The organism is Spirosoma daeguense, from assembly GCF_054776875.1.
This window is the reverse complement of record NZ_BAAHBF010000002.1, coordinates 46,476-58,616: the sequence shown is the minus strand read 5'-3', so window position 1 is coordinate 58,616 and position 12,141 is coordinate 46,476. Positions and strand designations below refer to the sequence as shown.

The 12,141-nt window shown below is 45.2% G+C and carries 10 protein-coding genes; 2 read left to right on the top strand and 8 right to left on the bottom strand.

Annotation, left to right across the window (positions count from 1 at the left end; translation table 11 throughout):
• Window positions 1–66: 66 nt before the first annotated feature.
• The 5 genes from ACYVD4_RS05145 to ACYVD4_RS05125 form a co-directional block, all read right to left on the bottom strand.
• On the bottom strand, window positions 67–1,077 hold the full coding sequence (locus ACYVD4_RS05145) for a glycine-rich domain-containing protein (protein WP_460943108.1): 1,011 nt from the start codon (window positions 1,075–1,077) through the stop codon (window positions 67–69).
• Window positions 1,078–1,341: 264 nt separating this feature from the next.
• Window positions 1,342–1,704 carry a hypothetical protein gene (locus tag ACYVD4_RS05140; protein WP_460943106.1) on the bottom strand — a complete coding sequence of 121 codons (363 nt, stop codon included), beginning with the start codon at window positions 1,702–1,704 and terminating at the stop codon, window positions 1,342–1,344.
• 110 nt (window positions 1,705–1,814) lie between these two features.
• A complete protein-coding gene (locus tag ACYVD4_RS05135; RefSeq protein ID WP_460943104.1) occupies window positions 1,815–2,723 on the bottom strand; it encodes a manganese catalase family protein in 909 nt (302 codons plus the stop codon).
• 277 nt (window positions 2,724–3,000) lie between these two features.
• Complete coding sequence (locus ACYVD4_RS05130) at window positions 3,001–4,404, bottom strand: alpha-L-fucosidase (protein ID WP_460944732.1); 1,404 nt, start codon at window positions 4,402–4,404, stop codon at window positions 3,001–3,003.
• A gap of 73 nt (window positions 4,405–4,477) precedes the next feature.
• Complete coding sequence (locus tag ACYVD4_RS05125; RefSeq protein ID WP_460944730.1) at window positions 4,478–5,584, bottom strand: glycoside hydrolase family 18 protein; 1,107 nt, start codon at window positions 5,582–5,584, stop codon at window positions 4,478–4,480.
• Window positions 5,585–6,206: 622 nt separating this feature from the next.
• Between ACYVD4_RS05125 and ACYVD4_RS05120 the strand changes: the two genes are divergently transcribed.
• Together ACYVD4_RS05120 and ACYVD4_RS05115 are read left to right on the top strand one after the other, a co-directional pair.
• The gene (locus ACYVD4_RS05120; RefSeq protein ID WP_460943102.1) at window positions 6,207–6,584 is read left to right on the top strand and encodes a hypothetical protein; all 378 of its coding nucleotides are present in this window, start codon (window positions 6,207–6,209) and stop codon (window positions 6,582–6,584) included.
• Between the two features lie 205 nt (window positions 6,585–6,789).
• Entirely contained in the window at window positions 6,790–6,978 is a 189-nt protein-coding gene (locus ACYVD4_RS05115; protein ID WP_460943100.1) for an integrase core domain-containing protein, read from the top strand.
• A gap of 392 nt (window positions 6,979–7,370) precedes the next feature.
• Here the strand turns inward: ACYVD4_RS05115 and ACYVD4_RS05110 are convergent, their stop codons facing one another.
• The 3 genes from ACYVD4_RS05110 to ACYVD4_RS05100 all read right to left on the bottom strand — a co-directional run bounded on the left by ACYVD4_RS05110 (window position 7,371) and on the right by ACYVD4_RS05100 (window position 11,957).
• Window positions 7,371–8,135 (bottom strand): DeoR/GlpR family DNA-binding transcription regulator, encoded by a 765-nt coding sequence (locus ACYVD4_RS05110; protein ID WP_460943098.1) that lies wholly within the window; start codon window positions 8,133–8,135, stop codon window positions 7,371–7,373.
• A gap of 374 nt (window positions 8,136–8,509) precedes the next feature.
• Window positions 8,510–10,939: a hypothetical protein gene (locus ACYVD4_RS05105; protein WP_460943096.1), complete on the bottom strand. Its 2,430-nt coding sequence runs from the start codon at window positions 10,937–10,939 to the stop codon at window positions 8,510–8,512.
• A complete protein-coding gene (locus ACYVD4_RS05100; protein WP_460943094.1) occupies window positions 10,902–11,957 on the bottom strand; it encodes a hypothetical protein in 1,056 nt (351 codons plus the stop codon). Before ACYVD4_RS05100 ends, ACYVD4_RS05105 begins: the two co-directional genes overlap by 38 nt.
• Window positions 11,958–12,141 lie beyond the last annotated feature (184 nt).

Sequence of the window (12,141 nt, the reverse complement as noted above, 5' to 3'; positions counted from 1 at the left end):
AGCTGAATTGAAGAATTGGTACGTTAACCCGTCTGATACGATAGATGAAACGGGTTGGTGGCTCGGTTACCAGTAAATGATTATCAGACCCGGCGCTCCAGAGCCGCTATAACCAAACGTAAGCGGCCCACCACCACCCAGACTTGCCGTAAATTGCTGACCACAACCGCCACCACCACCGGGGAAACTGCCATCGTTTTGTGGAGTTTCCTGGTCAGAGTATCGTTCATTAAGCTGATACAGCCGAACATTATCAGAATTACGGTATACCTGAACCAGCCCCAATCCTGCCTGATCAGGAGGAGTTCCATAGGCTATGCCCCCATTACTACACTGAATTGTTCGAATGAACTCCGTACTGGAACGTTGTCCATAGGTTATCTGAAATGGGCCGGGCGAGCCACCTTTTATTAACAAGGCCGGTTGTCCAGATATAGCGTCGGTTCCAGAGCGTGGACTTGTCAGCCCACCGCCACTAGCCCGCAAAGTCTGACCATTATACGTAACAAATGAGTCTCCTCCGGCATTCGCAGAAACGAATACGGCATCTGCTCCTTTACCTCCTGCCCCCGGATTTATGCTGACCGTTGTAACACTTGGCACAACTTGTATGGTTTTACGAGCATAACCACCTGCAAACCCTCCATCCGAACAGACATAAGAATTACTACTGGCCTTAGTCGATGTGAAGGTTCCGCCCCCCGCTCCTCCACCCCAGACTTCTATCTCGAATTTGGTTACACCTATCGGAATAGTCCACGTTTGCGCCGGGTTGGCTGGTGTTGTGGTACTTCCCTGAATCAGAGAGTTTGTTGTGAAATACGCCCGATTTTGGTAGGTTCCTCCACTGGCATCAAGGTATTGCCAACCTGTACTGTTACGTATCGCCACTTTCTGCTGATCGGTATTGTAAACGATGGAGCCCGGTTGCGGCTCCACAATGGTAGAGGTGATCTGCTGCACGGTCGACACCCTCGGTAATTGAACGGAATACGGTTTTAGATTCCAGGATTGCTGAGCTAAAGCAGCCGACAGGCTCAATATCAACAAGATTGCACTTGTGTAAAAACGGTTCATAGATGGCTTAGTCTGCGCAACCCCCTTTGGTTGTTCGCTAAACCAAAAATAAATAAAACTATGCGCGTCTGAATCAGTCCGATGAGCAAACGGTATCGGATAAATATATGAGGAAGTTTTACAAAGGCGGCAGCTTGACTGTAGCCAATTACCATACATTTTAACATAATAAATCTGTTATCAACTTAACCGTAAAGCGGTTTGGTACTTTATCACGATAATAGCCCTTACTCTAAACTAAAAATTTAAAGTAAGGGCTATTCATTATCTATTTTTACTCTCTGTCGATTTAGGTGCTGACTTACGTCCAGCTTTACTGTCTCGTTGAGCCTTGTGACTTCCTGGCGCAAGCTGACCAGAAGCTCTGGCATTTACATCCGATGTTGTATCCAGCCTAGACGCCGGAATGGGAGCTTTTGTGCGTTTGGCAGCTGCCTGTCGCTCTTTTTTTGATTCTTTAGTATAAGGAACTCCTTTGCCGTTCAACAAGCTATTATTCTCACGCTTCGAATCAGTAGTGGCATTCCCCTGCTTTCCTGCATTCGTTTCCGTATTTGGTGTCGATTGTGCTTTTGCCAACCATGAACACAGCAAGAACGCTACTATAGCGATGAATTTAGTTTTCATTACGTATCTTGTTTTTGTGACCACATTCACTTAAATCAATATTCTAATAATCAACTACTTAAAAAATATTCAGGCTACTCAATCAATTTGATCAAATAGCCTGATGGAGATTAATATTCATATTTAATACCCATTTTCTTCGCCATATCGGCAAACACTTGTGGATCAAAATCATCGGCACCAGGTGAATTTACCTGCGGTTCCTCTTCTAGGTCAGGAACCGGATATCCGGGAATAGCGCCCTCAATCACCACGCATTCCTGTCCATCTTCCGGGTGCGGACCATTCCAGATTAATCCAGCCTGCTTGTAATCCTCCTGACTAAAGGTATAGAGTTGCAGATGTAACTTCTGCTCCATGAATTTTTTTGCCTCCGGAAAAGCTTCGTTACTCAGATCAGGAATAGGAAGTAGCTTTGTTACCTCTACCCCAGTTAACTTCTCTAGAGCCTTAGCATACGCCACAATGTGCAACCCACCCCGCACAAGCAAATAACCTACCATAGTACGGGCAGTTGGGTCCGAAACCATTTCATAAGCCCGCATTTTATTGCCCCGCGCCCCACACTCAAGAAAGAAATTATGCAGCAGATCAAGTTTTAGATTGCCGCTGCTAAATACATTCTGGCCGTTCCAGAAATTACCCATTGAATCAACAGGAAGAGCAGCCTGACCACTGGCAATATAGTGGTACGTATTACGGGCATCAACTACGTCTGCCAGCGGTGCCGGAACAGGATCGTGTCCCCGTTTTGCTACGCCAGTCAGCAGTAGATTGATGGCATAGGATACGACTTCGATATGGCCATATTCCTCGCCAGCAATACTCGCAATTACATCATAAAAAGGTCGAATCTTCTTCCGTCCCCGAAAATTGAAGGACTGGAACGTGTAGTTCATCAGGGTTGACATTTCCCCAAATTTTCCTCCCAGCAACTCCTGAATAGCCGCTGCGTCATTGGCAGATGGATTCTTCGGAACCGGTAACTCGATGGGCAAGCGATCCATTTTTAATATCATAACCTTGTGACTTTTGAGTATAAAACGGATGTATGTTTCATTACCTAACTTGCCCTATAGATAATAGTTGAAATATCAACACGTAAAAGAGATAACGGCCCATTTATAGGAGTATAAGTTAAAGGAATATGCTCTTTATAGCCCAAAAAACAATTTATCTCCCTGAAAGTCAGACATATAATACCCAAATATGATATAAAGATTCACCTAAAAATAAAAAGCCCAGTTAGTACAACCAGGCTTCTTCATTTCTCTAAACGTCGTATAACTTTCCTCGTTACCGGCTTTCCACTTTGAAAACCCAGGCGGGTTGTGAAGAAAGCCATTGACGCGCCTGTTCGGGCAACGTAACGGTGGTTCCTGTTGGTGTTTTCATAGTTTTAAGCGATTTCGAATACCCCAGCAGTTTTACGGTCGATTTACCAACTTGACTAACAGTTGACAACGTAATGGTTGCTGGTGCTGTTTCCTGTTCGGCGGGCAAATACGTATGATAGGTAGCCAGGCCATTACCTGTATAGGCCCACTTATCCTTACGATAAGGCGTTACGGGTTTCGTGTCGTAAATCGATTCGCCGTTAATACGTAGCCAGGCACCTATTTCCTGCAATCGTTGGTAGGCTTCGGGATGCCAGTCGCCTTCGGGGCTGGGCGCTACGTTCAGTAGCAGGTTCCCGTTTTTGGCAACAATATCAACCAGTGTTTGAATCAGCTTGCGGGTCGGTTTAAAGTTTTCTTTCGGAATGTACGACCACGAATCGCCCATGGTCATGCACGACTCCCACGGAATCGGCAGGTACGTATCGGGAATCGACTGCTCCGGCGTTACGTAGTTTTCAAACTCACCCGTTACCGTCCGGTCAACGACCAGCAACCCCGGCTGTTTACTCCGACTCATTTGGGCAATACGTGCCATGTCGATGTCCTGATCATACGGAATGGTACGTTGCCAGCTAATGGTTGAGTCGATAGTACTGGCCGGACGAACCCAGCCGCCATCGAGCCAGAGAATATCCATTTTACCATAATCGGTCATCAATTCCTGAATCTGATTATACGTAAAGTCTTTAAACTGCTGCCACTTTTGTGGATACTTCTTCGGTGCATACGATACGTTCCGGTCTTTAGGTGGGAAATATGGGTCCCAGTAAGACGGTACGTGCCAGTCGGGTTTCGAGAAATAGGCCCCAACCATAAAATCCTGCCCCCGGAACGCGCTAAATACTTCCTTTGCAATATTGCTACGTGGATTTTTGGAGAACGGCGTTTTCGGGTCAGTGATCTTATAATCAGTCTGTTTGGTGTCGAACATGCAGAAACCGTCGTGGTGCTTGGTCGTGAACACGACGTATTTCATGCCCGCATCTCTAGCCGCAGTAGCCCAGCGTTCGGGATTGAATTTGGTTGGATTGAACGTAGTCTGAAGGTTTTCATAGGCCTTCTTATATTCGTACCAGTTGGCGGAATATGGTCCCCGACGTTCACACCAGCCTTCGTCTTCTGGACATAACGACCAGGACTCAACTACACCCCACTCGCTATACGTACCCCAGTGCATCAGCAATCCAAACTTAACTGTCTGCCATTTGGCCAGTTTCTGACGTACCAGACTATCTTTTGGCACTACGTATTGTGAATGATTCTGTTCGGAATGCTGCTGTGCCATTATCGTGACAGGCATCAGCAATAACCAGCTAAGAGCCAGCCGATTGATATAGTTTTTTTTCATGATAACGGTGGTTAAAACGTAGTATTTATTTTGCGAGTCCCTGTACCAGCGTATCGAGTAGTACTGGTTTACGCAGGTCATAAATGTATTCCCAAAACATGACTCCAGCCAATCCTTTCTTTTTCACATACGCCAGTTTCGGCTCAAACGACTCGGCATCGGCGTAGGAAATAAATGTTTTCGAAGTCGGATTCCATAAGTAGGGTGCTTTAGCGTCGGCATCCCAGTAACGCGTAAATCCATTTTTATTGATGTATTTATCAACAAGCTCATCGTAGCTGATAAACAGATGTTTACCCTCACTCTGCGGTTGATACAGTCCATTATCAACAGCTCGAACGTTAGTCCAGCCACGTCCGTAGAATGGTAATCCAAGTACGATTTTTTCGACCGGAACACCTGCCCGAATATGTCCCTCAACTGCCGAAACCGAACTGTTACGCGACTGATCTCCTTTTTTCGACTGGTCGAGCGGACTGTGATGGCCCGTCACTTTATCGTTGCCGTGATACAGATCATACGTCATAATGTTTACGTAATCAAGGTATTTCTGTGCTTCACCCAGATTAGTATGATTCACAAAAGCCGTATCGCCCCCCGTTGCTGCCGTAAGCAAATAATGGTTTGCACCCATGCGGTTGTCCTGCTTTCCTAGATCATCCAGTCCTTCCCGGATGGCTTTTAGAAATAATGTAAAATTCTCTTTGTCTTCGGGCCGATAAATATTCCCAGCACCAATCTGAGCCGGGTATTCCCAGTCAATATCAACGCCATCCAGTCTATATTTTTTCACAAACGACATTGCACTATTGGCAAATTTCCAGCGCGATGCATCGGTTAGTGCCGCATCGGAAAAATACTTGCAACCACCCCAGCCGCCAACGGAAATAAGTATTTTCAGATCTTTATTTATCGAACGTAACGACGTCAGCGCCACCAGATTCGCCGAATCTTTAGCCGAAATAGGCGCGAACTCACCATTTTCGGCAGGAACAGCAAACGCGTAGTTTATATGCGTCAGCTTATTCGCGTCAATCTGTGATTTTGTCCAGCCGTTACCGCTGACGTATCCAATCAATATGCTACGTTTGGGCGAACGTTGAGCCAGACTCTTAAAGCAAGGCAACAGCATAAAGCTAATCAGCAAAATGCCAGTAGAAATAAACAGCGGAATAGGTCTACGATTCACGGTTATTGGTCTTTGATGTAAAAAAACAAAAGTACCAATAATTTAAAAAATTTTATAAACTATATATGATTCATAAAAATCCTTTTAAAATATAGTATAGTACAAAACATCAAGCTTGTTAAATAGACAAGCTTGATGTCATTTTTTATTAGTGACCTTGGGAAATATTCTGTGAATCTTGAGTTTACTGAAGGGGTTTACCACTCGTATTGATGATAATGGCGATGCAATCAATTGCCACCTAATTTCCGTTGACTACCGCTACTTTGCAACAGCCGCTCAGTAAGTGAATAGACCATTCTTAAGGCCTGCCCCTAATAGCTGGCTGGTAAGGTTAAGTTTTACTACGTCTGAACTCACAGGAGCTCGCCCACAAGACCATATACTAGCGTCGGTCCAATTCCCGCTCTTCACGCTGAACATAATTGTACAACTTGGGTTTGAACAGGCCTCTAGCCAGTTATAATTAAATGTTACTTCATTAGGGCTACCCTGCTAAACTGCTTTGAGTGCAATCGCAGAATTGTCAGTGTTAATTGACAAGGGCCGGGATTAGTAGTGGGCAATGTTTGTCAGTAAGGGCATTTTAACTGAAAAAGTAAAAGTAGCTGTTAAGAATACAAATGAGTGGAGTGACAAGGTGTTTGAAAAAGGGTATAGTCTGAAATCACTGGGTGAAGTAGAAACCCACATCCAACAGCACGGCCATTTACCGGGAATACCTTCCGCTAACGAAGTAATAAGTCAGGGTATCGACGTAGCCAAAATGGACGCCAAGTTGCTAGAAAAGATTGAGGAACTGACCTTATACAGTATTCAATTGGAAAAGGAGGCAAAGACCGAAAAAGTCAATCGTCAACTTGATCAGCAGAAGATTCAAAAATTAGAAACCGAAATGACCGAATTAAAAGTCCTTTTGAAGAAAGTATTAGAAAAGAGATAAATATAAAAAAGCCCTTATCACATTCGATAGAGGATTTTTTATGAAGGGCAATAAAGTAGATATTTGCTCAATCAGCAATTAACTGCTGCTCCAGTTTCTTGAGATAATCGATCAGAGGCAGCATTAACCGCCCCTCTTTGTAAGGTTGTATTCCACACTGGGAGAAACTGTCGGATAGACTATACGCTCCGCTGACCCACCCAGGATGCTTTTGTTGAGCGATTCAATGGAGTTTTCGTCGGGAACCGGGCCACCGGAGCGGTCTGCGTACCTGTTTCGTAATTTAGCTCAGGTGCGGGAGGTAATTGACAATTGGTTAACGGTTTATAACACAGAACGGCCGCACCAGTCATCTGGTTTCATAACACCAGTTGAGTTCAAACAAGCGGGATAGGCTCTAGTCGAACTCTGATCACTTAGTAGGAAATAGCACATATCCAACCTATATCATTTGTCAACGAAACGAATTATATCCGTTTCGTTGACAGTCGATTTTTAGGGATATCTTCCAAAAACAGGAACGAATGTGCCTTCAAACATCGTCTCCCAGCGACTGCACGGAATAAATGGCTTTGACTATGGCAACTATAATTATCTGCCTTAGTCAAAGCCTGGATTTTTCGCTTGGCAAAGAGCCGATTTGCTACAAACGGCAAACCGTTCCGGTAACTGTTGACAACTAGGTATCTAAGGCCGTTCAGATCGGTGATCGACCATTCGATTACAGCAAGGCAGCAACGTTACGTTAATTCAATGCTGTTACGTAACATATACCGTATTGTTTCACTACGTAGCAATAATCAGTTCGATTTCGTTATCGTGGAAAACCTGCTTGTGTTTCTCTTCAATGCCGCCATCGGTAATAATATAGTCAATAAGCGAAAGGGCGCCCAAACTGGCAAAGGCACTTTTCCCCATTTTAGTCGAATCGGCGATCAGATACGTAGTGTCGGCAGCATCGATCATCGCTTTTTTCACAACTAAATCACTTAAACTCGGATAGGTCAGTCCTGATTTAAGTGAAATACCGGCAGTAGCCAGAAACAGCTTCTGCACGTTGATACCTTTGAAAAAATCAGCTGCTTTCTGACCCGTCAGTGACAGCGTTGGTGGTTTAAATTCACCCCCGGTCATGATTACTTCGATACCCGGTTCAGCCCCCAAAATCAATGCGATATTCAAGGCATTGGTAATAACCGTAAGATTTTTGTAGCCACGTAGTTTTTTGGCAATTTCGGTAGCGGTCGAACCCGAATCGAGAATAATACTATCGCCACTTTCGATAAAATCGAGACATTTAGCCGCAATCAATTCTTTTTTATCGATGTTTTCCTGATTGCCCAGCGAAAAGGTACGCACCTGATCTTCTACGTTTTTCAGGTAGGCGCCACCGTGTTCTTTAACAACTAATCCGTCTTTTTCTAACTTATCAAGATCCTGCCGGATCGTTACTTCAGTTACTTTAAAGATGCGGGCAAGGTCGATCACTTTGGCTGAGCCATCTTCCTTTAGTAATTCGAGTATTTTATCCCGACGTTGATTCGGCAGCATATTGGTTATGGTTTCTCACCAAAAGTAAGGAAAAGATTATTTTCTTCTACTCTGTTTTGGAAAGGCCTAAATCAGGAGGAAAAGGAAACCCCGGTGATAAGGTAGATTAAACAATGAAGATATATTGCAGAGCAAGTGAGGTCGCAGTACTTCAGAATGATACTTGGCAGCTATTTTTCTGCTGAAGTTCCAGACAGTAAATACGCTTTATCAGGTCGATTATAACCGATTACTTACTGCTCGTTTTTCACTACTTCGTACGTTTTCAACCGACTCAAGCTCTGTAAGTAGGCATGGATAAAGAAGCGTGTCGATCTAGCTATTTTTGCTAATTCAACAAGCTTCTTAGAGCTCTTTGCGATTAAACGTCATATTTACTCAGCCATAAAATCTTTATAAAAAGGGCACTCCCGCAACATCTCCAGATGAAAGGCCGACTTTGTATGGTTATTCTGGTAATCAGAAAAAGCGTTGGCGAACTTTGACTTACGAAGCGCCTTCATTTTTTCGACAAAGGCCGAATCTTGTTCATACACATAACCATTCCGGATCTGCTCAATCGACTTCTGTACAGCGAACGTATTGGCTTCGCAACGAGCCGCCATGTAGGCCGAACGGTCTGCTAATACTGGATTTTTTGCCAATTTGGCCGATTTTTCAAAGCAGGTTCGCGCATAGGCTGTCGTGTAATAATCGGTTTTCATGAGTTCGTCAAACCGTTTCTGCTTCGCGGTTGGGTCGGTTGGCAGGTCATATAGCATCAACTCTGCCGAACTCCAGTAGGTTTTGGCAACCAGCCAGGCATTGCCATACCAGCTCAGATTCCAGGCACCACAGCCAAGCTGGTAATAGAGTTCAGCGGCTTCATCGCCCGATGCCGATTTTGCCTGTTGCTCCAGCTCAGCCATTTTACGGGCAAACGATAAAGGCGTATACGGGTTCCCGGTCGGCTCAGCCGGGAAATTCATGGCTTCGGCCTTAGCACTTAACCGGGGCATTTTTATGGCAAACGGATTCGTCTGAAAATACGTAGCAAAGTTTTCGTCTTCCCAGACTTTAGCATCTAGTTTAGCAAATGCTTCGGCAGCTTCAGCATAGTGGTGTTCCATCATCAGCCGACGTCCCAACAACAGATTCAGGTCATCGTTATCTAGCCCCGATAAGGCCAGCAAACGCTTGTCGAAATCGGTTAGGTTCGATTGATTGGCATACGCAATCACCGACCGAATGGTTGATACCCGAACCGTATCGTCTACGTATCGTGGGTCTGTTGTGCTGGCAAAATACGTTTCAGAACCCGGTTGTGTAGTCAGCATGGTCATTAGATAGGATTTGGCCTGACCGGGCGCACCAACCGGTTCTGTTTTTGAGCGACTACAGCCTGACAACCAGCCACTTTTTGTTTCTTCTTTATGCTGGTACAAAGCAGCAAATCGTTTGCAAACTGACACAAAAGCGTTGTTCAGACGAAAATTTCCGGTGCTATCAAATTCTTCGAGATAGGTAATCAGTTTGTTTTCTGCTTCGGACGTAACGGTTTCTGTTTGAGCCGCTAACAACAACATTTGCTGCACGGCTATCTGCGTTTTCAGGGTTTTATTGCTGACAGGAAACTGCGCGGCTTTCGCCAGATGTTCCTGAGCAGCTTTATAATCCTTCACCATGTAGTCCAGATAGGCCGCTGCGTTATACCAATACGTAGCGTTACCAAGATCCTTATTTTCAGCCGATTCGAGCGCAAACGTGCGTAGTTTCTCAAAGTAAGATGGCGCTTCCGTTTTACGGCCTTCAAACATCGTCGAATCAGGATGGTTTGGCAATCCATAATCAATGTATTGCTGAGCAGGTTCGAAGAAATAATACTCGTTCCGGTTAATTTCCCGCGCCATAACCAGTTCGATCAATGGATTTTTTGGTGCAATATGAACCAACGCTTTAAGTAAATCCAGCCCATCCTGCCCCGGCTGAATGGCACAAATCGCATACACTGCCGCCCGCTCGGTATCGGTTGTTGCAAACCGCAGCGCATCTTCCCGAAAATGAATACCCTTGCTACGTAAACTCAATTCGGCCGCTTCCCGACGTGACGGACACTGATCGAACACTTGTGCGAAATCATAAATTGCCCGCGACGTATCGCTCAAAGCCAGCGAAGCTCCTGCCCGGCGGCTGCGAGCCCAGTTGCTGATAAACGTTTTCTTTGGTAACGGTTTCACCAACTGATCGTACAATTGGATCGCCTGTTTGTAATCTCCCAGTTCGCTAGCCAGCTTAACGGCCTGAAAGGCGTAACGTTCTTTCAGAAATACATCCGACGTAGTGCTGTAGCTCGTTTTCGCATCGTCAAGTTGCTGGGGCAGTTTGGTTGTATCAACCGGCGTTGCGTTGGTATCCCAAGGATTTCCCGGCCCATTATCAGCCGCCCAGGCGAAGCTCAGATACGTAACAGCAGGTGCCGACAGTACCGATTTCAGCTTATTTACAGCCGACGTTTCTTCTTTGTAAAGTGCTTTGCTAACTACCGTTTCTGAAACCTTACCTCCCGCGTAAGTTGCCCATGCCCGTACATTCTCATCGACCATAACCGTATCTTCTTCAGGCGCTACGTCCCAATCTGTGGTAGCATAGAGTTGTGGTGAAAACGTGTATCGCCAATCGCCGGGAGGAATGGTTGCCGATTCGGGCATAAAAAAACTCATAAACTCACTCGGGTCAAACGATGGCCCACAGGCAAGACCAATTAATACAGCGATGGAAAGGGCGGGTTTACGGAAGCGGCTGAAAGAGTGTCTGAAGAATTTCACGTGGGTAAGGAGCTAAAACTAGAGAATCGAGGTGATATAATGCTACTGTAACAGATTGACTACGCAATTTAGTTAACAGTTGTTTTTGGGCTTGCAACAATACATCCGACGTAACGGCTTCGGCCCGAAACAAATCGCCCCGACGTATCGAGAAGCCAAACGCTAACGTATCGCTCATGGCCACAAATCGGTTGCTGTCTGGCTGTATCTTCAGAAAGCGTTTTTGAGCCAGATTTGTCCGGTCAGTGTTGTTCAGAAATGTCAGAAATCGTCTATTTCGATAAACAACAGTCCAGCGAAACAGAGGCAGAACAACATCGAGCGGCAGCCGATACGTAGCAACAAACGGCAAATACTGATTAGCAACGTCGGCATCGTAAATCGAATTGCGCGTCGAAATCTGTTTCCAGTCTGCTACGTTATAGAGCATCAGCATACCTCGGGCAACGGGCGGTATCCCGGTTTTGTCGGCATATTTAATCTGATGCAGCCGTATAGTGGCCGAAATCGGGCAGTTTAACTGGTTGCCCAATAGTGTTAACAAGTTAAAATAACGGTCGCGCGTGCTAACGCTCCAATCGCAATCGAACTGAACTTCGTTGAGTTTAATACGCTGTTTTTGAGAAACTTTCCGAATAGCCTTCGTAATATGTGTAGCCAGCCCGGCCAATCCGGCCACTGACATATTGGCTAAGGTTCGATTGGTGATAAATACAACAGGCACTACGTTACCGACTGGTTTCTGACTGAATCGAATGAATGCTTTTGGAACAGCCTGTTTTGTTTTAGGGTCCCAGTCAACGTCGAAAAAGTGAAGATAAAGTTTATTGACGTTTAAGTGTTTGAGCTCGTTCGTTTCCCAGCGAGTTGGATTGTATGTTGCTTTCCAGTGATAAAAAGCGGGTGTAACCACTGGCGAATCTATGCTACGTTGCTCGGCCGATTGACAGGCAAAGAAGCTCATTCCCAGAAGACAATAAGCCATATTACGTATGTGCCGACTTCGCAAAGTTTTCATTCGGGGCGAAAATACAAATCTTCGCATTTCCGACCAGAAAGACTTTTCAAGTGGCAATTTTCACTGAACTTGCTCAACCTATTTTCCCCATCAACTCGCTATTAGCCAACGCTCTGTTAAGTCTCAAGAAACCGAAAGCCCGGACGTAAATTGATACGTCCGGGCTTTTTAAGAGTATGTGAAT

Bases quoted from the DNA above. Each gene is read 5' to 3' on its own strand.
- ACYVD4_RS05145 (WP_460943108.1), bottom strand. From the start codon at position 1,077: ATGAACCGTTTTTACACAAGTGCAATCTTGTTGATATTGAGCCTGTCG.
- ACYVD4_RS05140 (WP_460943106.1), bottom strand. From the start codon at position 1,704: ATGAAAACTAAATTCATCGCTATAGTAGCGTTCTTGCTGTGTTCATGG.
- ACYVD4_RS05135 (WP_460943104.1), bottom strand. From the start codon at position 2,723: ATGATATTAAAAATGGATCGCTTGCCCATCGAGTTACCGGTTCCGAAG.
- ACYVD4_RS05130 (WP_460944732.1), bottom strand. From the start codon at position 4,404: ATGCCTGTCACGATAATGGCACAGCAGCATTCCGAACAGAATCATTCA.
- ACYVD4_RS05125 (WP_460944730.1), bottom strand. From the start codon at position 5,584: ATGCTGTTGCCTTGCTTTAAGAGTCTGGCTCAACGTTCGCCCAAACGT.
- ACYVD4_RS05120 (WP_460943102.1), top strand. From the start codon at position 6,207: ATGTTTGTCAGTAAGGGCATTTTAACTGAAAAAGTAAAAGTAGCTGTT.
- ACYVD4_RS05115 (WP_460943100.1), top strand. From the start codon at position 6,790: ATGCTTTTGTTGAGCGATTCAATGGAGTTTTCGTCGGGAACCGGGCCA.
- ACYVD4_RS05110 (WP_460943098.1), bottom strand. From the start codon at position 8,135: ATGCTGCCGAATCAACGTCGGGATAAAATACTCGAATTACTAAAGGAA.
- ACYVD4_RS05100 (WP_460943094.1), bottom strand. From the start codon at position 11,957: ATGAAAACTTTGCGAAGTCGGCACATACGTAATATGGCTTATTGTCTT.